Genomic DNA, 25,695 nt, shown 5'->3' on the forward strand with positions numbered 1-25,695 from the left:
GCGCGGTTGACCATGTCAGGTTTGTCACGATTACCAATCGCTCGCTGACCAACGTAACCGAGTTACTTTATGAGAAAATGCATCTTTACGCTCCGTCTGCTCCTCGTTTGTTTAGTGGCTGCACAAAGTTGGGCGCAGTCATCCGAGGGCGGATTTCGCCCGGCGGATTCCAATATACCGGGAGCTGAGTACCCTAAACTTGCCGGTGATAGCCGGGTTAGTGTTCGCCTGAAAGCACCCGAAGCAAACAAAGTTCAGGTGCAGGGCGGTGATGGATTCCAGAAGGAGCCCCTAAACCTGGTGAAAGACGCAGAAGGTAACTGGAATGGAACGATTACCTCGGCTGGCCCTGGTTTTCATTACTACTGGTTTACTGTTGACGGCGTTCGGGTCAACGATCCAGGTAGCGAAGCTTATTTTGGGTACGGCCGACCCACCAGCGGCATCGAAATACCTGTTCCCAACGAAGACTTTTTCGTGCTCAAAGACGTACCGCACGGCTCGGTACGGGAGCATTGGTATCACTCCAAGATCACCGATAAATGGCGACGGGCGTATGTATATACCCCACCTGGGTACGACGCCAATCCCAAAAAACGGTATCCAATTCTTTATCTTTTGCACGGTGCGGGCGAAAACGAACGGGGCTGGTCGTTGCAGGGGCACATGAGCGCCATTCTCGATAATCTGATTGCGGAGAAGAAAGCCACGCCGATGATTGTCGTGATGGACAACGGCTATGCGCAGGCCAAAGGGGAAACCTCGCCTACCACAAACAGCCCAGGCGACATGACGAAACGCGCGGCCACGCTCGAACAAGTGTACCTGAAGGAAATTATCCCCACTATAGAATCAGCGTATCGAACGCTGCCGGGGCGGGAGAATCGAGCGATGGCGGGCCTGTCGATGGGCGGGCTGCAAACAATGCTGATCGGAATGAATCACCTGGATTTGTTCTCCCACTACGGATTTTTCAGCGGAGCCATTTTTGGCAACATCCTGGCCGAGCCCAAAACAGCCTTCAACGGGGTTTTTGCGGATGCCGGTACGTTCAACAAAAAGGTTAAACTCGTCTGGTTCGGGGCGGGCAGCGAAGAGAAACCGTTCGTTACGATGGCCGCCGACACGCGCAAAAAACTGGCTGACATAGGCATTACGTCGACGTATTACGAGTCGCCCGGTACGTTTCACGAATGGCACACCTGGCGCCGGTGCTTACGCGAATTTGCGCCCCTGCTTTTCAGATAACGTAAAGCAGCCCTTTCTCCATTACTACGTTTCCGGATTGGCTCGATGACTACGACGCTGACTACAACCTTCCCAAAAAGGAGAATTGTAGTCAGCGCCGTAGTTATTCAAATGCCCATAGCTTACTGGGTGAAGCGAATTGGTGCGGTTAGTCTACAGGAATGATTTGTAGAATTTGACCAGGGTTGAAATCATATTCAATCAAATTTTGAACACCTTTTTCTGTAGAGTTAGTTACTAGACGTAGACTCCGTTTTTTATGACAGAAAAAGAGGTTTACCTGATAGACGGCTCAAACCGGCGTTGGTTTATTAAGCAGTCATCTGCATTAGCCGGGCTGCTTCTAATGCCGCCCCTGGCTGCTCCTGCGAGTTCCGCAATTCCTTCCGATGCGAATATGGTTAGTAAACGATCGATTACGCTGCGAATCAACCGCAAAACGTACAAACTGGATGTGGAACCCCGCGAAACGCTCCTCGATGTGCTGCGCGAACGGCTCGACCTGACCGGATCCAAGAAAGGCTGCGACCACGGCCAGTGCGGGGCCTGCACGGTGCACGTTGACGGCCGGACGGCAAATGCCTGTCTGTTGCTGGCGATTATGCACCAGGAACAGGAGATAACCACCATTGAAGGACTAGCGCAGGGCGAGAACCTACATCCGCTACAGACCGCTTTCATTAAGCACGACGGCTTTCAGTGCGGTTTTTGTACGCCCGGTCAGATTATGTCGGGCGTTGCTGTCATTAAAGAAGGTCACGCCAATTCGCCGGGGGAAATTCGGGAGTGGATGAGCGGTAATATCTGTCGGTGCGGAGCCTACGAAGGCATTGTCGATGCCATAGAAGCCGTACAGAAAGGAGGAACGCCGGGATGAAATCATTTGACTACGTGCAAACAACTCAACCGGCCGATGCGCTGCGGCTCATCGCCGAGAAACCGGGTTCCCGCTTTATCGCGGGCGGTACTAACCTGGTCGATCTGATGAAATACGGCATTGAAAGTCCGGATACGCTGGTCGATATCAGTCGCCTGCAAATGGCGCAGATTGAAACCACAATTACCGGACTACGCATCGGCGCTCTGGCGCGCAACAGCGACGTAGCGGCCAATGAACTCGTTAAGAAACAGTTTCCGCTTTTGTCACAGGCGCTGCTGGCGGGAGCGTCGCAGCAACTCCGCAACGTAGCGACAATGGGCGGTAACCTGATGCAGCGAACCCGCTGTTATTATTTCTACGACACCAGCCAACCCTGCAACAAACGCCAGCCGGGCTCGGGCTGCGGGGCTCTTGGCGGGCAAAACCGCATCCACGCCATTCTGGGAGCTAGTGAGCAGTGCATCGCCACCAATCCCAGCGATATGAACGTAGCTTTGAGTGCGCTTGACGCGGTGGTGCAGATTATTGGTCCTAATGGCACCCGCTCCATCCCGGTCATTGACTTTCACCGACTGCCGGGCGATACACCCCAGCGGGATACGGTGCTGGAGCCTGATGAACTGATTGTTGCCATTGACTTGCCGACGCCAAAACAGGCGGGTAATTCGCATTACCTGAAAGTTCGTGATCGCGCTTCCTACGCGTTTGCGCTGGTGTCGGTGGCGACGCGGCTGGCGGTTGAAAACGGTACCATCCGCGACGCTCGCATCGCGCTGGGTGGGGTGGCCCATAAACCCTGGCGCGTACCTGATGTGGAAAAGCAACTGGTTGGCAAACCGGCTAATGAAACGACCTTTCGGGCGGCTACCCAGCAACTTATAGCCGGTGCTAAACCCCACGAACACAACGCGTTCAAAATCAAGCTGGCCGAGAATACCATTGTCCGTGCTTTGCAGACGGTTAGTCGGCCGGGCTGAGCCGGTACGTACTGCCACGCACACTAAGCAACTTCACGTTATGGCAAAAAAACTGATTGGTGAGCCCCTCGATCGCATTGAAGGGAAGCAGAAAGTAACGGGTCAGGCGCGTTACTCGGCTGATTTTAAAAAAGATAAGCTGGTGCATGGGGTACTGGTGATGAGCACCATCGCCAATGGCCGCATCCGTAAATTGGATACCTCCGAGACCATGAAAGTGCCCGGCGTCGTGGCAGTCATGTCGAACGAAAATGCGCCGAAACCGGACGGGCTCGATAAAAACAAACCCTCTGAAACGGCCACCGACCGGGTGATGAACCTGTTTCAGGATAACCTCGTGCATTACAACAATCAGCCCATTGCGATGGTGTTGGCCGAAACCTACGAGGGAGCCGTAGAAGGCGCGGAGCGGATCAAGGTAACCTACGATACGCAGACGGTGAAGCCACCACTGCCCGCTAATCAGGACAAAATAGACCGTCCGGAACGACTTCCCCGCGTTGATGATCAGGTAGATACAATACGAGGTGATTACAAAAGCGGACTAGCCTCCGCTACCAGTCGTCTGGAGCAGACGTACGTAACGCCTACCCAATTCCATAATGCACTGGAGCCGCATGCGCTGGTGGCTCAGTGGGAAGCCGACGGTAAACTGACGCTACACAATGCGACTCAGGGCATTTCGGGCTGTCAAAAACGTATTGCCGGGTTATTCGGAATGCCCAAAGAGAATGTTCGGGTAATTACACAGTATCTGGGGGGCGGATTTGGCAGTAAAGGCGCTACGTGGTCGCAGGTGATGCTGGCCCCGATGGCCGCCCGGTTGGTGAACCGTCCTGTGAAACTGGTGCTGAAACGCGAACACATGTTCGGCATGGTGGGATCGCGGTCGGCCACCATACAGAAGCTCACATTTGCCACTGACCAGGCCGGGAAGCTGACCGCATCACGCCACGACACCATTTCGCAGACATCGGATTTCGACGATTTTGCCGAACCGGCGGGCACAGTTACCCGCATGCTGTATGCCTGCGCCAATCAGGAGACAACGCACCGCTTCATCAAAGCTAATATTGGAACGCCTTCGCCCATGCGCGCCCCCGGCGAAGCACCCGGCGTGTTTGCATTGGAATGCGCTATGGACGAACTGGCCGAACAGGCGAAGATGGACCCGCTTGAATTTCGGCTGAAGAATTATGCCGAAATCGACCCCAATAAGAATCTGCCGTTTTCGAGCAAGAGTCTGCGGACCTGTTATCAGCAGGGGGCCGAACGCTTTGGCTGGTCAAAACGCTCGGCGCAGCCCCGGAGTATGCGCGACGGTAATCACCTGATTGGGATGGGGATGGCGACCACTACGTACCCCATGAACCGGGGTGATGCGTCGGCCACGGTGCGGCTGCTGCCCGATGGAAAGGTACAGGTCGAAACCGGCACGCAGGACATCGGTACGGGTACTTACACGATTGTGAACCAGATTGCCGCTGAAATCCTGGGCCTGTCGCCTGATCTGGTCACACTCAGCGCGGGCGACAGTCGTTTTCCGGAAGCGAGCGTATCGGGCGGGTCGCGTAGTACGGCCAGTACTGGTTCCGCCGTGACCCAGGCCGCACGTGAAGTACTCAACAAGGCGCGGGAAATGGCTTTTAAAGACAAAAAGTCCCCGCTTTACAACCTGGCTGAGGCCGAAATTGTCGCCGAAAACGGGCGGCTTCAGCAGCGAACGAACCCGAAAATAGGCGAATCGTTCGTGAGTTTGCTGAAACGCAACGGCTCGAAACCCATCGAAGCCACGGTGCAGTCGAAGCAGGGTGATGAAAAAGAGAAGTACTCAATGTTTGCATTTGGGGCGGTGTTTGCCGAGGTGCGGGTCGATGAAGCGCTGGGCGAGGTGCGGGTAACGCAGCTACAGGGGGCCTTCGCGGCCGGACGTATTATCAACGCTAAAACGGCGCTCAGCCAGGTGCGGGGCGGTATGATCTGGGCGCTGAGCATGGCCCTGCACGAAAAAGCCCTGATTGACCCGCGTACCAACCGGGTTATGAATCCCAACCTGGCCGAGTACCACGTACCGGTCAATGCTGACATCCATGCAGTAGACGGCTTTTTTATTGAGGAAGATGACGATATCGTGAATCCGGCGGGGGTAAAAGGCATCGGTGAAATCGGCATTGTCGGCACGGTGTCGGCCATTGCCAACGCTATTTACCACGCCACCGGCAAGCGCCACCACGAACTGCCCATCACCGTAGATAAAGTGCTGGTGTAAACTGTAACCAGTAGGCAGTGTGAATGTGGAGTGTCTCTAATTCAATGCGTTAATAGGGGAAAAGGCTCACGTTGTGGATAGCCCACGGTGTGAGCCTTTCTAATTATCATTCGCACTAAGAGCGGCTTTGGTTACTGATTCTTCCGGCCAAACTAATGGCCATCCACTATCAATTTTCTAAAATTAAAGTTGAGTGTATGAAGGTGCACCTGGCAACGGCTTAGTCGGTATATTGATTAAATCGCTGGGTGTGCAGTTATTCACCATCATACACTCGTCTCATGCAGGCACTTACAAACCCGACCCGTTTTTTCATTTTTCTGTTTCTTCTGTTCGGTGGCCTTTACTTTGCCAAAGTTGTGCTGGTTCCACTAGCCATTGGCGGCTTGCTGGCGACGCTGTTTCTGCCATTAAGTACTCGTCTTGAAAGAAGGGGAGTAAGCCGACCGTTGGCATCTTTTATCTGTGTGTGCTGCTTCGTTGTGGCCGTTGGCGGGATCATATTGTTGCTGGCATGGCAATCCGCTGACCTTACCCGTGACCTGGCTGGTATTGAGCAGCGAGTGACTACGTTTATCGATCAGGCCCGGCAGTTCGTTAGCCAGAAATTTGGCATAGGGGCAGAGCAACAAAAGGCGTATATGCAAAAACAGTCGTCCAGTGCGGCTCAACTGCCCGGGATTGTGTTAAACGTAATGGATTCGTTACTGGGCATAACGGTCGATCTTGTGCTGGTTCTTGTCTACACATTCCTGTTTCTGTTCCTTCGCAGACGAATAAAAAACTTTCTGCTACGTCTGGTTCCGGCCAGTCAACAAGGCGAAACGCATAAAGTAATCGATGAAAGCAGTCAGATCACGCAGCGCTACTTGATCGGGACGTTTACGATGACGGGTATGTTATGGGTCTTATACGGAATTGGGTTCAGCATTGTTGGGGTAAAGCACGCTATATTCTTAGCGATTCTGTGTGGCTTGCTCGAGTTAATCCCTTTCGTGGGCAATTTGTCCGGCTCTTTGTTTACCATTCTTGTATCCCTGGCACAAGGGGGCGACAGTCAGTTGATTTTGGGTATCGTCATTGTCTACGGCATCGTTCAATTTACGCAGACGTACTTACTTGAACCGCTGATTGTTGGATCACAAGTAAGTGTTAATCCATTATTTACAATACTGGTGATTGTGATAGGTGAGGCTGTCTGGGGCATTCCGGGTATGATTCTGGCTTTACCGGCGCTGGGTGTTGTCAAAATCATCTGTGATCACGTAGAACCCTTAAAACCTTACGGGTATTTAATTGGGCAGGAAGAACAGAAGAAATCTTTGGGTTTGGTTGATAAACTCAAAGCGATGTTTGGTACTTCATAAACAGCGAACAGACGGAGTTGCCTGGTCATATTCGGAAAGCCTTGGGTTAAAGCGGATAGCTACTGATCCAAACTGTTACGTATAGAAAGCTACGTTGGCCATCTTCTGGCACAGCTTTATGGCTTTTGGGGCGTAATAAGCTGCGCTAACTGATATGTTGTACAGCCAGTCCGGAATTATATAAAAACTGAATACGCCGTAGTCGGTTATTTTGTCAGACTAATAGTGGTCCAAAAACGCTAACCGATTTACGTTCATGGAAAACTCAACCTCACACACGGATACATGTTTTGAATGCGCCGAAGCGTGCGAACGCTGTGCAACCGCCTGTATCATGATGCACGACGAAGATAGTCGGCACCACGACATGACCGAGTGCATACGGCTGTGCCGCGACTGTGCTGACATCTGTACGCTCTGTGGCCGGTTGGAAGCCCGAGGGTCCGAGTTTATGCGGGATTTTATGGCGCTGTGTGCCGAAGTATGCGAAGCCTGCGCCGAAGAGTGCGAGAAACACGCCGATCACCACGCCCATTGTAAAGCCTGCGCCGAAGCCTGCCGCAAATGCGCCGAAGAATGTCGGCACATGTCAGCTAATGCCTAACGTAGGGCCGGGATGATTTACCACACGGCAAATCATCCCGTTTTTTAAAACAACACCTGATGAACAAGTTTATCTTTATTCTGCTGAGCAGTCTTGGCACGACCGTGTCTGGTCAGCACCATCACGAAGGCATGATGATGCCTCCACCCAACCACTCGACCAACAATTCGAAGGCGGATAGTACCAAACCCATGAATCATGCGGGTCACCAGCTGGATACTAACCCGCCTGCTGCTATGGACCGTATGCCCAATTACGGACTCACCATGGATACGGCTATGGGCATGACGCATTCGCTGTCGCGGTATTTGCCCATGAATCGAAACGGGTCTGGTACGTCGTGGCACCCTGACAATACGCCCATGTATGCGTATATGAGCCACCCGTCGGCGAAAGGATGGAGTTATATGCTGCACTACGCGATCTATCTGCGGTATACCAGCCAGAACGGGCTAAATGCTTCAGGGCGTGGGCGGGCTCAGCAGTTCGGAGCCCCAAACTGGTTTATGGGTATGGCTCAGCGTAAGGTGGGGCAACGGGGCCTGTTCCAGGTACGGGCCATGGTTTCGCTCGATCCGCTGACCGTGAGTAATGGGGGGTATCCGCTGCTGTTTCAGACCGGCGAAACCTACAAAGGACAACCGCTCATCGATAAACAACACCCGCACGATTTCGTCTCTGAACTGTCGGTAAGCTACAGCCACGCGGTTAGCAAAGACGTTGATGTGTTCGGCTACGTGGGGTACCCCGGCGAACCCGCTTTAGGTCCGCCTGCCTTTATGCATCGGATTTCGGCCTTCAATAACCCTGACGCGCCTTTAGGGCATCACTGGCAGGACGCTACGCATATACTGTTTGGCGTGGCTACGGTTGGAGTTCGGTATAAATGGGTAAAGCTTGAAGGCTCCACGTTCAAAGGCCGTGAGCCGGACGAAAATCGCTATAACTTTGATGCGCCCAAGTTCGACAGTTATTCCTATCGGGTATCCGTGAATCCGTCGCCTTCGCTGGCACTTCAATTTTCGCAGGGATTCCTGCACAGCCCCGAAGAAGCGCATCCGAATGAAAATGTTACGCGCACAACGGCATCCATTTTGCATAGCAAAGGAATAGGCCCCGGCAGTTACATAACATCGGCAGTGGTGTGGGGCCAAAACAGTCATCACGGCGAGAACGAAGGCTCGATCTTAGCCGAAAGCAGCCTACAGATGAACCGGGTGGCTGTCTACGGCCGCTATGAGAATCTAGGGAAATCAGTTGAGGAACTAGCTCTGCAGGGGCAAATTGAGCCAGATAGTAAAGTGCTGACAATAAATAACCTGACGCTTGGCATGAATTACCGGCTGGCCCAACAACGTAACACCGATCTTGTACTGGGAGCGCAGCTTACGGGCAGCTTGCCTGATAAAACCTTGCAGACATTTTATGGAAAAATGCCAGTTTCTGGCCAAATTTACCTGCGTCTGTCTCCTTCTCTGATGACGATGAGCAGCATGAAGAAAGGCATGAACGGGCACCATTCCCATTAAAAACTCGTTATTCATACACCATACTCCTGCTTGCCGGAGAGGCAAGTCCAACCAAACTATGTTGCGCAACCTGTTTCTAACTGCTCTTACCTCACTAATTGTCCTGGCTAATGCTTTTGCTGGTGGTTCCATCCGCGACGACAAAGAGAAAGAAGTAAAGATCAAGACATCCGCCGTTTGCGGTATGTGCAAATCCCGGATTGAACGGAATCTGTCGTTCGAGAAAGGCGTGAAAGAGGCTGATCTCGACGTAAAAAGCAAAGTAGTTACCGTAAAATATAATCCCGCAAAAACTGACGTAGCGAAGTTGAAAGCGAACATCAGCAAAACGGGTTACGACGCCGAAGAAGTAACCGCTGATCCGGCTGGTTATGCGAAGCTGCCATCCTGCTGCAAAAAAGGCGGTATGGGAAACCAGTAGTAAGCAACCTTTCTTGACACCCTAAACAGGCGAGTCCGCACCTGCGGACTCGCCTGTTTAGTTAACGGACATGGATCACCCGGCCTGGAAACCAGGCTACGGTTTATTGATGGAATGAATTAGCGTAAGGGTAGGGAGGAAATGTCCGAATAAGTAGCTTTACGCCTATGATAGTTGAAAATTCTCTTGCCTTTGCCCAGCAACTTGATCAGGGCGATCCGTTACGTCACTTTCGCGACCGCTTTTTCATTCCGCACCGCGCCGGTAAGCCCTTGATCTACCTGTGCGGCAACTCGCTTGGGTTACAGCCCAAAGCCGCCCGAACCTCGATGGAGCAGGAGCTGGCTACCTGGCAAAATCTGGGCGTTGAAGGCTGGTTTGAGTCGCCCGAAGGTGCTGAACACACGTGGTTAGGCTACCATAACACCTGCAAAGACGCGCTGGCTCAGATTTTGGGTGCCGACCCGGCCGAAGTGTGTCCCATGAATGCCCTGACGGTGAACATGCACCTGCTTCTTGCGTCGTTCTATCGGCCCACAGCCACCCGCTACAAAATACTCACTATAAAAGGCGACTTTCCCTCAGATCAGTACGCCTTGGAAACCCATGTAAAACACCACAACCTAGCACCTGCCGACGTACTGATTGAGATTGAGCCTCGTTCGGACGGTTCCGGACTTATTCATACAACTGATATTCAGGCCGCTATTACCGAGCACGCTGATTCGCTGGCCGTTATCTGGATGAGTGGGCTGAATTATTACACCGGGCAGGTTTATAACATGGCTGCCCTTGCCGAAACGGCTCAGCGGCATTGCATTCCAATTGGGTTTGATCTGGCGCATGCGATCGGTAACGTGCCCCTGCGGCTGCATGATTGGGGCGTTGATTTTGCCACCTGGTGTTCCTATAAATACCTGAACAGTGGACCTGGCGCGGTTTCCGGCGTTTTCGTTCACCAGAAACATCATGACCAGAATCTGCCTCGGCTGGCTGGCTGGTGGGGCTATCGGGAAGACAAACGATTTGCCATGCAATCGGGCTTTCTGGCGGCTCCGGGTGCCGATGGATGGCAACTAAGCACGCCCAATATCATGGCCCTGGCCGTGCATCGGGCCGCCATCGCCATAACGGCTGAAGCCGGACTGACCAGACTTCGGCAAAAAAGCGAGCAGCTAACCGGATTTTTGGAGTCCCTGCTGACACCATTCAGCGAAATACAGCTCCTGACGCCCGACGACCCCAACCAACGGGGCTGTCAGCTGTCGTTACTAGTCCGGAAAAATGGAAAGGCCTTGTTTACGTACTTAACTGAGCAGGGCATAATCGGCGACTGGCGCGAGCCCGACTGCATTCGTCTGGCACCCACTCCCCTGTATAATACGTTCGAAGAAGTGTGGCGAGTGGGGCAGGCAATACGCTTATTTTTTGCCCAGCCCGTCTGATGCCTGTCCATCCAGCGCAAGCATAGCCTCTTCTTTGGGTTTAGTTTTCTGCCTGCGGTTCTCCCGCTCATTTAGCTGAAGATAAGCCCCGCGAAAAAGTTGCCGGACAACGGTTTCAATTTGTGCCCAGTTTTCGTCATCGGTCAGATCAAAGCCAATGGGGGCTTTCTTTTGCTGACTCAACAGAGAGAGCATAACCATGGCACTATGGATAAAGGTAACATAAGCCAGGCCGTAGGAAGTCTGAATCAGCTCGCTGATCTGCCGGATCAGCAGGCGGAATTGCTGCTCTTTCTCGATGGTATAAGGGCTGGTCGGCACATTCATGCCTAACAGTTCCGCTCTGAAAAACTCCTGAGCCTGTTGATCGTGGCGGAACTTTTTATATTCGGCCAGCAGGTATTCACAGCACGTTTCAAGAACTTTCTCCAGCGGTTCGGTACGCAGTTGTTCAATGTCGATCGGGATAACGTCTGTCGGTGGGTTAATCTGCCGGGTATACGCATCGAGCAGGCCTTCCAGGCCCCCGAAATAACGGTAGATCAGGATCTTGTTAACCCCCGATCGACTGGCAATTCGATTGATCCCGATCTGATCATACCCTTCTGTTGAGATAATCTGGCCAACGGCCCTAATGAGCCGCTGTTCGGTTTCGGCGCGGTTTCGCTGCATACTGGGTAACGACAATTCGCAAGGTGTAGTAGTTCATATGTAACCATAAAAGCACAGCTTTATGACAGCTTACCGACTAAAGAAATTACTGACAGATACGTATTGGCAGCGTAGCAACCGGCAAAAAAGCAATCAACTGCCTGTATCTTAATGCGATTCACCAGTTAGTAAAAATGAAACATTACGTTTCAATCCCTCCAGTTTTGTGCGCTTCACCGCCGAGCGCCGAAACACCTCGCTAAACACATCGTGCGTGATCTCCTGCCAGTCGTTTTGCGTAAACGAAGCCAGGTCGGGGTGAGGTTCAAAAGCGGGTGTTTGGTGAGGGCGGGCGAACCGATTCCACGGACATACATTCTGGCAGATATCGCAGCCGAAAATCCAGTTCTCAAATTTGCCCTGCACTTCTTCGGGAATGGCTTCCTTTAATTCGATAGTATAATACGAGATGCATTTACTGCCATCCACTACGTATGGAGCCACAATAGCTTCCGTTGGGCAGGCATCCAGGCAGCGGGTACAGGTGCCGCAATAATCCGTGATGGGGCCGTCGGGCTCGAGTTCCAAATCCAGAATCAGTTCGCCAATGAAGAAAAAGGAGCCAATCTGGCGGTTAATTAAGTTCGTATGCTTGCCGACCCAGCCCAAACCGGCTCGTTTCGCCCAGGCTTTGTCCATAACTGGAGCCGAATCGACGAACGCCCGGCCGCCAACCTCACCAATTGCTTCGTGGATATAAGCCAGCAGCTCTTTCAGCTTATCTTTAATGACAAAATGATAATCCTCGCCATACGCGTATTTCGACAGCTTATAGTCGGCATCGCCTTCGGGCAACGGCTGAGTAGGGTAGTAGTTGAGCAACATCGTCACCACGGATTTGGCATCATCGACCAGCAGACGCGGATCGAGCCGCTTGTCGAAGTGATTGGCCATGTAATTCATCTGGCCGTGCATGCCGTTTTTAAGCCAGGATTCCAGCCGGGGCGCTTCTTCGTCCAGAAAGTCGGCCTTCGCAATGCCGCAAAAGTCGAAGCCTAATTCAGTAGCTTTAGCTTTAATGAGCTGGGCGTATCGGCTGGCTGATGCGTGCATAAACTAAAATTGAGATCCAGATCAGTTAGTTTGTCCAGATAAGAACGATTTTACCTGCCTTTTAAATCCTGTACCCGGTACGAATGTAACTAATTCAAGTAGCGAAAATGTGTCAACTTGGCAGAAAATGCGGTTTTGGCCGAGCTTTTGCCCATCTTTGCCTATGAATTTCTGGAAGAGAAATAGGAACTCATCAATGGAAAATAAAGACATTTTGGACGATCAACCGTCTACGGATACCCAACAACCTGACAACCTGACCACTGACGAAGCTGTGACTGTCAACGGTGGCACATCGGACGAATCGACGGCTTCGGCGGCCGACAATGACGTACCCCTCGAAGCGGAACCTGCGCCAACCCAAGATACAGCCAACCGTGAACTTGCCGAACTAAAAGACAAATACCTGCGCCTGTATGCCGATTTCGAAAATTTTCGTCGGCGCACGGCTAAGGAAAAGCTGGAGTTGATCAGCAATGCCAACGAAGGGTTGCTTCAGGCACTTATTCCGGTAGTCGATGACTTCGAGCGGGCCATGCAGTCAATGGAGCAGGCAGAGGACGTAGCAGCCCTCAAAGAAGGGGTTGCGTTGATTTATACCAAACTGTTTAAAACCCTCGAAGGCAAAGGTCTGAAGCCGATGACGTCGAAAGGAGAGCCGTTTAACGCTGATCTGCACGAATCCGTTACGCAGTTCCCCGCGCCGAGCGACGATCTGAAGGGTAAGGTTATTGATGAAGTTGAAAAAGGATACTACCTCAATGACAAGGTGATCCGGTTTGCAAAAGTTATTGTAGGCAGTTAACAGTGAAATCGAACCGCAACGGCGGACCGTCGCCGAAGCGGAGCGAATGAGTGGAGAAGTGAATGCCATGCAGGGCACGCTCTTCCACTCGTTCATTCTTTCACTCTTTAAGATATGGCAACCAAGCGCGATTATTACGAAATACTGGGCGTTGATAAAAACGTCTCGCCGGATGACTTGAAAAAGGCCTATCGCAAGATGGCCATCAAGTACCACCCGGATAAAAACCCCGATGACCCGACCGCCGAAGAGAAATTCAAGGAAGCGGCCGAGGCTTATGATGTCCTGAACGACCCACAGAAGAAGGCGCGTTACGATCAGTTCGGCCATGCTGGTATGGGAGGAGCAGCCAGCGGTGGCTACGGGCCAGGTGGTCCGAGTATGGAAGACATTTTCAGCCAGTTCGGCGATGTATTCGGCGACGACTCTCCGTTCGGGAGTTTCTTCCGCGGGGCCAACGGTGGCGGGCAACGCCAGCGCGTACGGCGCGGCTCTGACCTGCGCATTAAGCTGAAACTGAACCTGCAGGAGGTCGCTAACGGCGTAGAGAAGAAAATAAAAGTGAAACGGCATGTCGCCTGTACCACCTGTGGCGGCAATGGCTCTAAAAATGGTACGTCCGTACAGACGTGCTCGACCTGTAGTGGTACTGGCCAGACCCGTAAAGTAGTCAACACCATGCTGGGCCAGATGGTGTCGACCAGTACGTGCCCGACCTGTAACGGAGAAGGCAAGCTGGTAACGGACCGGTGCGACGTTTGTTTTGGTGAGGGACGCGTTTTGCAGGAAGACGTGATTCCAATCAAGATTCCGGCCGGTGTAGCCGAAGGCATCCAACTGTCGGTGGGCGGTAAAGGAAACGTACCACCCCGCGGTGGTGTGGCCGGTGATCTGCTCATTGTTGTTGAAGAGGAAGAAGACGCCGACCTCAAGCGCGACGGCAACAACGTCGTGTTTGATCTGTACGTAAACTTTGTCGATGCGGCTATCGGCACGAGTGTTGAAGTGCCAACGATTGACGGAAAGGCACGTATCACGCTTGAGCCGGGTACGCAGAGCGGCAAAATTTTGCGGCTAAAGGGTAAAGGCATCAAAGAATTAAACGGCTATGGTCGGGGTGACGAGCTGGTTCACGTCAACGTGTGGACACCGAAGGTCTTGTCGGCTGAGGAACGTTCAATACTTGAGAAGCTGCGCAACTCGCCTAACTTCCAGCCCAAGCCGAATAAGAATGAAAAAGGATTTTTCGACAAGATGAAAGACTTCTTTCACGGTTGATAGCTGATAGATAGAAAAGGGAAAGCCTCGTTCATATTGAATCGGGGCTTTTCGTATTTTAAGCGGCTGGTTCTTAATTTTCAGGCTGATATGCACGCTAGCGTATCGATTGATTATTTGCAGTGGCTGTTGGCCCGATTTGCGCTGCGTCTCCTACATCACTTTGTAACTGTATGCACCAAACACTATTTCTATGTTTATCCCTGTTGCTGGCTGTATCATTATTCGTTATGATAGGGCAACGGTTACGTATCCCGGTACCTATTTTTTTAGTAATCGCCGGATTGGTTCTCAGCTTTATTCCGGGTATTCCGTTGATTAAAGTTGATCCAGACCTGATTTTCTTGATTTTTCTCCCGCCTTTGCTGTATGAAGCCGCCTGGTACACATCGTGGAAAGAGTTCTGGCGCTGGCGACGGATTATCATCGTGCTGGCTTTTGGCTTAGTCATAATTACGGCCTTTGCTGTAGCGTATATGTCGAGCACGTATATCCCTGGCTTTACACTGGCACTTGGTTTTTTGCTGGGTGGTATTATCTCGCCACCCGATGCCGTCGCGGCTACGTCTGTCCTGAGAAATGTTAAGGTTTCAAAAGCGACGACCAGCATTCTGGAAGGCGAAAGCTTAGTCAACGATGCCTCGAGCTTAGTGGTGTTTCGGTTTGCCCTGGCGACTGTGTTGTCCGGCTCCTTTGTCTGGCAAAAGGCCGCCACTGATTTTGTGATGGTTACGTTTATGGGCATCGTTATCGGCCTGCTCGTAGGGGGTGTGTTCTACTGCATTCACCGATGGCTGCCAACGTCTACGCGCATCAGCATTTTGCTGACTTTTCTGGCACCGTACATCATGTACCTGGCGGCCGAGGAGTTTGACTATTCGGGCGTGATGGCGGTTGTCAGCGGAGGACTGTTTTTATCCAATCAAAGCCATGTCATTCTGAATCATAGTTCACGAATTCAGGGGGCGGGCATGTGGTCTACCGTTATTTTTGCCTTGAACGGGTTGGTTTTCATCCTGATCGGGCTTGAGTTACCCGTAATCATCAACGGTCTGGGCGATTATTCAAAGACAGAAGCTATTGGATACGCGCTCCTGATCACCTTGGTCGTCATTGTTACGCGGCTGGTATTTGCGGTATGTGCGTCGATCTTCACCCGATTCATTGGCCGATATATCACCGTTGCCCAGCGTAACCCCGGTCTGCGGGGCCCTATTATACTTGGTTGGGCGGGGATGCGTGGGGTAGTTTCGTTAGCTTCGGCATTGTCTGTTCCCCTAGCCCTACAGAATGGTGAACCGTTTCCCCACCGGAACCTGATCCTGTTTATCACGTTCGTTGTCATTCTGGTTACGCTGGTGTTTCAGGGGCTGACGTTGCCGCTGCTAATCCGATGGATTAAGTATCAGGACCTCGAACAGCGTATTCCCGAAGATGAACAGGAGTCAATGATTCGTCTGAAACTTATGCAGGCCGCCCTAAACCAGTTAAACGAAACGTACTCGTTGCAGGCGCTTAACAACGAACTGGTTGGTAATCTGAAAAATCGAATCGAAAGCGAAGTGTATTTAACCACGCAACATCTGGACTCGTTGGCGTGTAACGAGGAGCAGGTTAGGGAGTACAACCGAATCCTTGTGGAGATTTCAGCGGTCAAACGCCGGGAACTTCATAAGCTACGTACCAAACAGGAGTTTGACGATGATGTGATCAGGAAAGAAGAAGCCAGGATTGATCTGGAGGAAGAAAAGATCGATCATCCAATTCATTGAAATTACGGAGTCCGAGTGTTTTACCGTGTCTGAGGTTGTCCCGGCAATAAATAAACAGGTAAATGTCTTAGCAAGTACTCAGCTAGTTGACTATATGCAGATAAGTGGAGACATCGACGTAAGCCGCCGTTGAAAAAGTAAGGCTAAGAGCTGTATATGGTAACCAAAAAATAAGGCGTGTACTAGACTAGTTTTACGCGCCTTATTTTTTCGTAAATTGCCACCCTATTGAGTAAAAAAGTTATGTGTGCGAAAGGCCGGTTGCTCTGCAGCCGGTCTTTTTTGTGTAATAGGCCTTACACACTGCGTGTTGGCCAATTGAAGTGTAGCGGGTGGCTCCTGCCCGAACGTATCAAAAACGCTGTATGCCTATGAAGCAAGAGCCAGTATAAACGCAACAAATAAAAAACGCTTAACAAGCTGATTTGCCAGATGCTAAGCGTTTAAAAGTAGCGGGGAGCAGGATCGAACTGCCGACCTTAGGGTTATGAATCCTACGCTCTAACCATCTGAGCTACCCCGCCGGTTTGATGCCACAAAACTAAACAAAAATTGGCGTAGTGCAATGAACAGCGTTGACTTTCGCAAAAAAAATCGTTTACCTTTGCTCATGTCCCCTTTACCCCAGTAGCTGTCATGGAGAAACTTAAATTTGTTGCTGAATACGAACTCCGGGCATCCCCTAAAATGCTGTTCCCGTACATCAGCACCGCATCGGGCTTGTCGCAATGGTTCGCTAGCAAGGTCAATACGTTACCAGAACAACGGTTTGATTTTCAATGGGACAATGAAAGTCATATTGCCCGCCAAGTGTCGATGCGACAAAATAAAGGCGTTCGATTTGAGTTTTTGGATACCGCTCTAAACGGCTCCGACAATAACTACGTTGACTTTCGGGTAGATCAGAGTGAACTAACTCAATCTACTTTTTTACGCATAACCGACTACTCATCAACCACCGACGAAGACGAACTCAAAGATCTCTGGGATGGTTTAATGGATAAGTTAAAGGAAATTGTCGGTAGTTAACATTATTTATGATTGTTGATCGATGATTTATGGCCGTTTAGGTGTTATAAATAAAAGATCATCTATCATAAATCCTGAATGAAGAAGATAGATAAGTTAATACTCGGCTCATTCTGGGGGCCGTTTTTTCTAACACTCGCCGTCGTCATTTTTATCTTCCTGATGCGGCTATTGATGTTTTACATCGAGGAGTTCGTTTCCAAAGACCTTGATTTAGCCACCTTCGGCCGACTGCTTTTCTACTTTGCCTTATTAACGATTCCGACGGCCCTGCCACTGGCAGTGTTGCTGTCATCGTTGATGACGTTCGGAAATTTAGGCGAGTTCTTTGAGCTGACTGCCCTGAAAAGCGCGGGTATATCGCTTACCAGAGCTATGCGTCCTTTGCTGATTGTGGCAATCGGCATCAGCATATTTTCTTTCTGGTTCAACAATACCGTATCACCTTGGGCTAATCTTAAAGGGTACAGTCTGCTGTACGATATCAAAACGGCCAAGGCTGCGCTTAATCTGAAAGAAGGTATTTTCTACAACGACTTACCTGGCTATAGTATCAAGGTCGATCATAAGATTAAAGCGCCTAAGAACAGCACAACCGGCGATCTGCTCAAAGGGCTGGTAATTTATAAACACTCAACCAGCGGTACAGAGACTGGGAACCGGGAGATTATCCTGGCCGACTCGGGGCGGATGTACACGGATAAAGACCGAACCTACCTGGTTTTTGAGCTATTTAATGGAAATGACTATCAGGAGTATTCGGACAATAGCTCTGTCTCGTATGCCAGCAGTGGACCGTCGGGCAAAGGCGGACAGTTTGTTCGGAACGGATTCAAGGATTACCGGCTCGTAATCAGCCTTGAATCATTCGGGATTAAACGCACGGACGAGAATCAGTTTGAGTATCATGAATACATGAAAAACCTCAGTGAGTTGTCGGCCCTGACGGATTCATTACGTAAAGAATACACAAGCACCAGCCTGAGTGTTGCCAGCACATCGCGCCAGTATTATAACTATCAGTTCCGGGCCGATGCGACGGTATTGCAAAAAAAGCTTACGTATGGCAAGTGGGTCGACTCGTTACTGAAGAAGCAAAAAGTCAATTCGCTTGAACTGGCGCAGGCAGCTGTAAGTCAGGCACAAAACATTCTCTCGTACTCTACCTCGAACGTTACGTATTTGACCGAAAAAGAAAAGAACGTCTGGAAGTATCAGCTGGAAAGCCACCATAAGTTTACCCAGTCCATATCCATCTTTGTGATGTTCCTGATCGGAGCGTCGATGGGGGCTATCATTAAGAAAGGCGGATTTGGGCTGCCCGTACTTGTGTCGATTGTGTTTTTCATCGTCCTGTATGTTCTGACGCTGACCGGCGACAAGTACGCGAAGGATGGCTTGCTCTGGGTGCCGCTTGGAGCCTGGATGGCAAATCTGGTTCTGTTTCCGGTTGGCTTGTTTTTAATGCAGCGTGCCCGCCATGATTCCCGGCTGTTCGACAAAGATGTGTATATAATTGCCTGGGAGCGACTGAAACAGAAATGGGCCGCTCGTCGCCAGCAGTCTGCCAGTGCCAGTTTGCAATAAGTAGATACTTTCGATAAAACGGTCGCCAAGGGGCGTAAACTACTTATTTTTACCTATCTTTGCACCCGAATTTATTTTTGTTTATTTAATTAGCTGTCTGAAGATGTATTTAACGACCGAAAAGAAACAGGAGATCTTCTCCACCTCGGGTTATGGCAAAAGTGCTACGGACACCGGGTCGGCCGAATCCCAGATCGCGCTTTTCACGTACCGGATTAGTCATTTGACCAATCACCTGAAGGTTCACAAGCACGATTACGGCACTCAACTGGGACTATTAAAACTAGTAGGTAAACGTCGTCGTTTGCTGAACTACCTGCAGAAGAAAGACATTACCCGGTACCGGGCTATTCTGGCCGCCTTAGGCCTGCGTAAATAAGGCAGGTACCACGTGCAAAAAGGGAATCTACTAACAGTAGATTCCCTCATTTTTGTAGTTTCCTTACTGAAGCGGTGATTGCTGCGGTGAAAGCGGTTGAGGAAAGAGTATTGCTTGATGTTCGTTGGTTGTGCGTTTAGCTGGTAGAGATCATCCGATTGAAAGCCCGCGACCGCTACGGAAATAAACCGCAGTCAACAAAAAAGCTGTAAGAGGGCGTATTTAAAAACTGTTGTATGTTTCAAATCACCACGCAATCCGTTGCGCTGCCCGACGGGCGGGAAATTACCATCGAAACCGGCAAACTGGCCAGACAGGCCGACGGAGCGGTGGCCGTGAGGTTAGGCGACACGATGCTGTTAGCTACTGTTGTATCGAACAAAGACGCTAAAGAAGGTGTTGATTTTTTACCGTTATCGGTTGATTATCAAGAAAAATTTGCGTCTGCTGGCCGGATCCCTGGTAGCTTTCAACGGCGCGAAGGTCGATTAGGCGACCATGAAATACTTATCAGCCGTTTGGTTGACCGGGCGTTACGTCCCATTTTTCCGGACAACTACCACGCCGACACCCAGGTTATGATTACGTTGATTTCGGCCGATCCTGAAGTACAGCCGGATGCGTTAGCTGCCTTGGCTGCTTCTTCTGCACTTGCGGTATCCGATATTCCCTTCAACGGACCAATTTCCGAGGTTCGCGTTGCGAAAATTGACGGAGAGTACCGAATCAACCCAAAAACGGCGGATATCGATCGGGCTACGCTGGATCTGATCGTAGCCGCTACTGAAAAAGACATTTGTATGGTTGAAGGCGAGATGGACGAATGTTCAGAAGCCGAAGTTGTGGAGGCTCTGAAAGTTGCCCACGAAGCCATTAAGGTACAGTGTCAGGCCCAGAAAGAATTAGAAGCGAAAGTCGGTAAGACTGAAAAACGGGTGTATAACCACGAGACGCACGACGAAGAGCTTCGGGCGGCCGTTCGAGCGTATGCCTACGATAAAATATACGAAGTGGCCCGTCGGCAGAACCCCAGCAAAAAGGGCCGGTCTGAAGGGTTTCGCTCGATTCGGGAAGAGTACCTGGCTACGTTTCCCGAAGGCGCTGAGGTAAACGTAGGCCTGATTAAGACCTATCTTCACGATCTGGAATGGGAAGCGTCACGTCGATTAGTGCTTGACGAGCGCACCCGGTTAGATGGCCGCAAACTAGACGAAATCCGTCCCATTTCGGCCGAAGCTGGCTATTTGCCCGGTCCTCATGGCTCTGCATTATTTACGCGGGGCGAGACCCAATCGTTGACAACCGCAACACTTGGTACGAAGGTTGATGAGCAAATTGTTGATCAGGCGATGTTCCAGGGCTACAGCAAATTCTTATTGCATTACAACTTCCCAGGTTTCTCGACGGGTGAGGTAAAGCCCAATCGTGGAGCAGGCCGCCGGGAAATTGGTCACGGTAACCTGGCGCACCGTTCGCTGAAGAAGGTATTGCCGCCCGAAAACGAAAATCCCTACACGATCCGGATCGTATCTGACATCCTGGAATCAAACGGTTCATCGTCCATGGCAACAGTCTGCGCCGGAACGATGGCACTAATGGATGCGGGTATCAAGATCAAAGCACCCGTAGCGGGTATTGCCATGGGCTTGATCTCTGACGGCGAGAAATACGCGGTCCTGTCCGACATCCTTGGTGATGAAGATCACCTGGGGGATATGGACTTCAAGGTGACGGGCACCGAAAAAGGTATAGTAGCCTGCCAGATGGACCTGAAAGTAGAAGGTTTATCGTATGAGGTACTGGCTCAGGCGCTGGAACAAGCCCGGCAGGGTCGCCTGCATATTCTGGGTGAGATGCGGAAAGGAATCGCTGACGTGCGATCAGATCTGAAACCTCATGCTCCGCGTGCTATCGTCATCAAGATCGACACAAACCAGATTGGTGCGGTTATCGGACCGGGTGGTAAAGTTGTTCAGGATATTCAGAAAGACTCGGGTGCGGTGGTCAATATCGATGAGCATGACAATGCCGGCTGGGTAAGCATCTTTGCGACCAACAAAGAAAGCATGGATAAAGCTGTCTCACGCGTCAAAGGTATTGTGGCTGTTCCTGAAGTTGGCGAAGTCTATGTGGGCAAAGTGAAAACGATTCAGCCGTTTGGAGCTTTTATCGAATTCATGCCGGGGAAAGATGGATTATTGCATATTTCCGAGATCAAGTGGGAACGGCTTGAGAGTATGGAAGGCGTACTGCAGGTAGGTGAAGAAATAACGGTAAAACTGATTGATATTGATAAAAAGACTGGAAAGTATCGCCTGTCACGTAAAGTTCTTTTGCCGAAGCCTGAGAACAAAAATGCATAGGGTATTGTTACTTTTTTGTGTAATGCAACGTCCAAAGTTAGCGTTATATAGCCACCCAGACCGGGGCAACGTATCATGAGACAGCTAAAAATTTCAAAACAGATTACCAACCGCGAGAGCCAGTCGTTAGACAAGTACTTGCAGGAGATTGGTAAAGTGGACTTGCTTACGCCTGACGAAGAGGTAACGCTGGCCCAAAAAATTCGCGAAGGCGATCAACTTTCGTTGGAGCGACTCACCAAAGCGAACCTACGCTTTGTGGTATCCGTAGCTAAGCAGTACCAAAACCAGGGGCTTTCTCTTGGTGACCTAATTAACGAAGGAAACCTGGGTCTGATCAAAGCTGCGCAGCGTTTCGACGAAACACGTGGATTCAAGTTCATTTCCTACGCCGTTTGGTGGATTCGCCAGTCTATTCTACAGGCGTTGGCCGAACAGTCACGGATTGTACGTCTTCCGCTGAACCGAGTTGGATCGCTGAACAAAATCTCGAAGACGTTCTCTGATCTTGAGCAAAAGTTTGAGCGTGAACCGTCCCCCGAAGAGTTGGCTGCGGTGCTCGAAATTTCGGCTGCGGAAGTTGTTGATACCTTGAAAATTTCAGGTCGTCACGTATCAATGGATGCGCCGTTTGTGCAGGGTGAAGAGAACAGCCTGCTCGACGTGCTTGAAAACGATGGCGAAGACAAACCTGATTCAGGTCTGATCAACGATTCGCTGCGTAAAGAAGTCCAACGGGCGCTTTCAACCTTGACGCAGCGCGAAGCTGACGTAATTACGCTCTATTTTGGCTTGAATGGTGAACATGCCATGACGCTGGAAGAAATCGGTGAAAAGTTCAACTTAACCCGTGAACGGGTTCGTCAGATTAAGGAGAAAGCTATACGTCGTCTACGTCATACGTCGCGTTCAAAAGCGTTGAAGACATACTTAGGATAAAAGATCCTGTTTGCGTTTGATAAAAGGCTCCTGCGAAAGCGGGAGTTTTTTGTTTTTCAGTGGCTTTGCATCTTTTGCGAATCACTTACAACTAGAAAAGGCTCATCACTACGATGAGCCTTTTCTAGTTGCGAACGAGTAGAATCGTTCAATTTTTATAAATCCAAGCTTCCGTACCGGCCAATTCGCTGATGGCTGACATACTCGCTACAGCCTCCGAGCGATCGGCTGATCCTATAGCGGCTACTTTATACAACTGACCTTTTTCGGCTGGAATAATCACGTACGCATCTGCATAACCAACTTTCCGTAGTTTACGACGAAAGCGTAAGGCATTGGCTTTATTAGAAAAACTTCCCGCTATAACAGTAAAATAAGGTGAAGTCCGCGCAAGTTTTACGTTTGCCTGTGCTGCTGGCGCTACAGCGGGTGCAATAGTTGCAGCGTCTACTTCTACAGGCTTATTGAGGGGCGGAATAACTGTTTTTACTTCGACAGTAGGTGTTACTGGTTGTGGTTCAACAGCTACTACAGGAACCGGCTCAGGTGCTGATTGCTGAGAAACCGCAATTTTTGCTGGCTTAGGAGTTTCGCTCGTAAACAGTCCAGTTGGGATACGCAGTAAAGAAGCTGGGTCTAAACTGCTTTGGAAAGGTTGACCGGGCTTGATGACCGAGAAATAACTGACCAGACCTAACGAACCAACCAGCAGAGCGGCTGCCGCTACCCGCCAGTATGGCTGCGAACGACGTAGAGGTACCAGGGTTGCCGTGTCTTCCTGCGCTAAAACCGGACCTAACGCCATTTCAGACGGCTCAATCACAACCGCTTCTACGGCTTTTGACACAAGCGATTGGGCCGGTATGGCGTTCATGCCATAAGCCTCGCCGAAAAAGTTATGCCGTAAACTAGGATCAAACTGTAGGCGGCCTTCGTCATTGTGGGTAAACGTACCAATACCATCGAGTTCGAAGCGGCCGGTACCGGAAACCTGCTGCCGAAGTTCATGCACAAAGGCACTGATATGTCGTTGTGCACCGTCGCGTGTAACGGGCTCGTGGAGCATGATGTAATTCGCTAAAATTCCATCGTCGAGCCGTAATGCCTCATTAAACGCAACACGTTTGCGGGGCGGTAAATACAAACCACTAGCTTCTGTAAACGTTGCCGACTGATAATGCGTCAGAAATGCGCCTAACTCGGGTACGACCACACAGTCGTACTGATACAGCAGTTTTTTCAAGTATTCGTTGACGGAAGCCATGACGCGAGTGGTGGGTGATCAGAATGAATAACTAATTCCTCCGAGAAAGTTAAGCCCTTGAACTTGATAATACAAGTACCGCTGGTAATTCTGGCTGAAGATATTATTCAACGAAACAAATGCCGATAGCTGCTTGCCTAGGAAATAGTCAATTTTGACGTTCGCGTCGTAAATCGGTTTTAAGGTATAGGTCCTGTTTGATACAAAGTTTTTGTTTTTGATCCCCTCGTAAAAATACAAATCAGCCGTGACGAATAATTTTTTGTTCAGGATGTAGGAATTCGTCCAGGTACCGGCTAAACGCGGGCGGCCCCAGGCTTCTTCAAGCCGGTCAAGACCGTAGCGGAAAAATTCGCCTTTCAACGTCGAGCGAAACTTGTCTTTTTGGGCGTATCCTAACTGACCGGATATAGTCAGCACCCGTGATACGCCACCGTCGTAAAGAACAAAGAATTTTGTTGTATCGGGTATGGTATTGTTAAACGTTGAGAAATTCCGGTAGCTGGCGTAGGACACTTTTGCTTCGTAGGAGAAACCTCCTCCCAAATTTCCTTTCGATCCACCGTAGATATCCAACGACTTAACAGTGTTAACTAAAAGTACTTGTGGAGCAAGCCATTTATTTTCGGTCAATAATGAACGTAAGGTATTCCGATTGATGTCGCCGTCAACCCCGGCAAAAAAGTGAATATTGCCCACCGGCACTACGTCAATGTCGACCACCGGAAAGGCTCTGGTATCATTGATCGACTGCCGCTGATCCGTCTGGTTGACCGCGTTTATACCCGCCGTAATCGTAAATAAGGACGAACTGTATTTGAACGTAGGCTTAACCCGAAACAGGTTCCGGTTGTCGACGATTGAGCCGTCGGAGCGTTGCGTTACGTAGGCGTCGGCGGCTACCAGCGCGAATACATTGTCTGTGATGCCGAGCGAGCCGGTAAAGTTAGTGGCCCAATCCGTTTCGGAGGCATTGTATAAATCCCGAAGACTCGTGATGCCAGATCGAAGGGAGTAGTCGATGGCGTTTTCGCTGTTTGCATTTTCGATACCAACGCGAAAATTAACCGTGTTGAGTCGCTGCCGAATGGATTCCCGATTGAAGCCCTCCTGTTGGGCAAATTCACGACTGTACCCGTAGAAATGATACGCATTACGGTCGAAACCCAGGTCGGCCTGCACTTTAAACGCGTCCGTCAGATACTTACCCGTTACGCGAACGCGCGTGTCGCTTTGAGCGGAATTTTTACCATCAACCGGGCCAAGGGCTGAAGAAAGGTGACGAGCGGAGGCTTCAAGTGAAAGATTTGACAGGTTATTGAGGCCGACAAACCCTTCGCCTAAAAACGAACTGTAGTTACCTGCGCCAACTTTTACGTAGTTATTGTAAGCCGATGTTTGATTCGGTTCGGTAGTAGCTGGCGACAACACGCCGGGTGTTATGCGCGGATCGCCCACCGTCAGCTTACGGTCCTCAAACTCATAGGTAAGCTTATGCTGCTCAGCCGACGGTTTGACGGAAGGAATCTTATTAAAGATTCGATTCGCCGGGGGAAGCTCAATCTTACGGCTCTTTTCAACGGTAATCTCTTGATTATCAACCTCGCCTTCTTTTGTCGGACGCGTTGGGCGCGGTTGCTGTTGGGCAAACAGCGTAGCCGATACCGAAAGAAGGCTAATGGTGAGTAGGGAACGTGCAGACATTAATGAATGATGATTTATGGGTAACACTGGAAGAAACCAGCTGGTCTTTCACACCAGCTAGTTCGCCTACC

The 25,695-nt window shown here is 50.5% G+C and carries 21 protein-coding genes and 1 tRNA gene; 17 read left to right on the forward strand and 5 right to left on the reverse strand.

The window, feature by feature from the left end; translation table 11 throughout:
- Positions 1–69: 69 nt before the first annotated feature.
- The 9 genes from ACYVBJ_RS09295 (at position 70) to kynU (ending at position 10,740) form a co-directional block, all read left to right on the forward strand.
- On the forward strand, positions 70–1,248 hold the full coding sequence (locus ACYVBJ_RS09295; protein ID WP_460982011.1) for an alpha/beta hydrolase-fold protein: 1,179 nt from the start codon (positions 70–72) through the stop codon (positions 1,246–1,248).
- Between the two features lie 259 nt (positions 1,249–1,507).
- Positions 1,508–2,125 (forward strand): (2Fe-2S)-binding protein, encoded by a 618-nt coding sequence (locus ACYVBJ_RS09300; protein ID WP_460982012.1) that lies wholly within the window; start codon positions 1,508–1,510, stop codon positions 2,123–2,125.
- A complete protein-coding gene (locus ACYVBJ_RS09305; protein ID WP_460982013.1) occupies positions 2,122–3,105 on the forward strand; it encodes an FAD binding domain-containing protein in 984 nt (327 codons plus the stop codon). Before ACYVBJ_RS09300 ends, ACYVBJ_RS09305 begins: the two co-directional genes overlap by 4 nt.
- Positions 3,106–3,145: 40 nt before the next feature.
- On the forward strand, positions 3,146–5,374 hold the full coding sequence (locus tag ACYVBJ_RS09310) for a xanthine dehydrogenase family protein molybdopterin-binding subunit (protein ID WP_460982014.1): 2,229 nt from the start codon (positions 3,146–3,148) through the stop codon (positions 5,372–5,374).
- 281 nt (positions 5,375–5,655) lie between these two features.
- Positions 5,656–6,741, forward strand: coding sequence for an AI-2E family transporter (locus tag ACYVBJ_RS09315; RefSeq protein ID WP_460982015.1), 1,086 nt, complete (start codon positions 5,656–5,658; stop codon positions 6,739–6,741).
- A gap of 256 nt (positions 6,742–6,997) precedes the next feature.
- Positions 6,998–7,345 carry a four-helix bundle copper-binding protein gene (locus ACYVBJ_RS09320; protein ID WP_460982016.1) on the forward strand — a complete coding sequence of 116 codons (348 nt, stop codon included), beginning with the start codon at positions 6,998–7,000 and terminating at the stop codon, positions 7,343–7,345.
- A gap of 59 nt (positions 7,346–7,404) precedes the next feature.
- Positions 7,405–8,874 carry a hypothetical protein gene (locus ACYVBJ_RS09325; RefSeq protein ID WP_460982017.1) on the forward strand — a complete coding sequence of 490 codons (1,470 nt, stop codon included), beginning with the start codon at positions 7,405–7,407 and terminating at the stop codon, positions 8,872–8,874.
- Between the two features lie 58 nt (positions 8,875–8,932).
- A complete protein-coding gene (locus ACYVBJ_RS09330; protein ID WP_460982018.1) occupies positions 8,933–9,295 on the forward strand; it encodes a heavy-metal-associated domain-containing protein in 363 nt (120 codons plus the stop codon).
- A 167-nt stretch (positions 9,296–9,462) separates the two neighbouring features.
- A complete protein-coding gene (kynU, locus tag ACYVBJ_RS09335; protein ID WP_460982019.1) occupies positions 9,463–10,740 on the forward strand; it encodes a kynureninase in 1,278 nt (425 codons plus the stop codon).
- On the opposite strand, the gene ACYVBJ_RS09340 is transcribed toward kynU, so the two are convergent.
- The gene (locus ACYVBJ_RS09340; RefSeq protein WP_460982020.1) at positions 10,717–11,412 is read right to left on the reverse strand and encodes a TetR/AcrR family transcriptional regulator; all 696 of its coding nucleotides are present in this window, start codon (positions 11,410–11,412) and stop codon (positions 10,717–10,719) included. The genes kynU and ACYVBJ_RS09340 overlap by 24 nt on opposite strands.
- Positions 11,413–11,559: 147 nt before the next feature.
- Positions 11,560–12,504 carry a tRNA epoxyqueuosine(34) reductase QueG gene (queG, locus tag ACYVBJ_RS09345; RefSeq protein WP_460982021.1) on the reverse strand — a complete coding sequence of 315 codons (945 nt, stop codon included), beginning with the start codon at positions 12,502–12,504 and terminating at the stop codon, positions 11,560–11,562.
- Positions 12,505–12,700: 196 nt separating this feature from the next.
- Between queG and ACYVBJ_RS09350 the strand changes: the two genes are divergently transcribed.
- From ACYVBJ_RS09350 to ACYVBJ_RS09360, 3 genes are all read left to right on the forward strand, one after another.
- A complete protein-coding gene (locus ACYVBJ_RS09350; RefSeq protein ID WP_460982022.1) occupies positions 12,701–13,309 on the forward strand; it encodes a nucleotide exchange factor GrpE in 609 nt (202 codons plus the stop codon).
- Positions 13,310–13,423: 114 nt separating this feature from the next.
- Positions 13,424–14,587 carry a molecular chaperone DnaJ gene (dnaJ, locus tag ACYVBJ_RS09355; RefSeq protein WP_460982023.1) on the forward strand — a complete coding sequence of 388 codons (1,164 nt, stop codon included), beginning with the start codon at positions 13,424–13,426 and terminating at the stop codon, positions 14,585–14,587.
- A gap of 173 nt (positions 14,588–14,760) precedes the next feature.
- On the forward strand, positions 14,761–16,359 hold the full coding sequence (locus ACYVBJ_RS09360) for a Na+/H+ antiporter (protein WP_460982024.1): 1,599 nt from the start codon (positions 14,761–14,763) through the stop codon (positions 16,357–16,359).
- A gap of 450 nt (positions 16,360–16,809) precedes the next feature.
- Here the strand turns inward: ACYVBJ_RS09360 and ACYVBJ_RS09365 are convergent.
- Positions 16,810–16,883 (reverse strand) — tRNA-Met (locus tag ACYVBJ_RS09365).
- Positions 16,884–16,995: 112 nt separating this feature from the next.
- Between ACYVBJ_RS09365 and ACYVBJ_RS09370 the strand changes: the two genes are divergently transcribed.
- From ACYVBJ_RS09370 to ACYVBJ_RS09390, 5 genes are all read left to right on the forward strand, one after another.
- A complete protein-coding gene (locus tag ACYVBJ_RS09370; RefSeq protein WP_460975810.1) occupies positions 16,996–17,388 on the forward strand; it encodes an START-like domain-containing protein in 393 nt (130 codons plus the stop codon).
- A gap of 78 nt (positions 17,389–17,466) precedes the next feature.
- Complete coding sequence (locus ACYVBJ_RS09375) at positions 17,467–18,975, forward strand: LptF/LptG family permease (protein WP_460982025.1); 1,509 nt, start codon at positions 17,467–17,469, stop codon at positions 18,973–18,975.
- A 103-nt stretch (positions 18,976–19,078) separates the two neighbouring features.
- Complete coding sequence (gene rpsO / locus ACYVBJ_RS09380) at positions 19,079–19,354, forward strand: 30S ribosomal protein S15 (RefSeq protein ID WP_460982026.1); 276 nt, start codon at positions 19,079–19,081, stop codon at positions 19,352–19,354.
- A 236-nt stretch (positions 19,355–19,590) separates the two neighbouring features.
- Positions 19,591–21,717: a polyribonucleotide nucleotidyltransferase gene (locus tag ACYVBJ_RS09385; protein WP_460982027.1), complete on the forward strand. Its 2,127-nt coding sequence runs from the start codon at positions 19,591–19,593 to the stop codon at positions 21,715–21,717.
- A gap of 75 nt (positions 21,718–21,792) precedes the next feature.
- Entirely contained in the window at positions 21,793–22,656 is an 864-nt protein-coding gene (locus ACYVBJ_RS09390; RefSeq protein ID WP_009282104.1) for a sigma-70 family RNA polymerase sigma factor, read from the forward strand.
- Positions 22,657–22,804: 148 nt separating this feature from the next.
- Here the strand turns inward: ACYVBJ_RS09390 and ACYVBJ_RS09395 are convergent, their stop codons facing one another.
- Together ACYVBJ_RS09395 and ACYVBJ_RS09400 are read right to left on the reverse strand one after the other, a co-directional pair.
- Positions 22,805–23,920, reverse strand: coding sequence for an HU domain-containing protein (locus ACYVBJ_RS09395; protein WP_460982028.1), 1,116 nt, complete (start codon positions 23,918–23,920; stop codon positions 22,805–22,807).
- Positions 23,921–23,938: 18 nt separating this feature from the next.
- Positions 23,939–25,624, reverse strand: coding sequence for a TonB-dependent receptor (locus ACYVBJ_RS09400; protein ID WP_460982029.1), 1,686 nt, complete (start codon positions 25,622–25,624; stop codon positions 23,939–23,941).
- Positions 25,625–25,695: the final 71 nt, after the last annotated feature.

This window comes from Spirosoma fluminis (assembly GCF_054778895.1).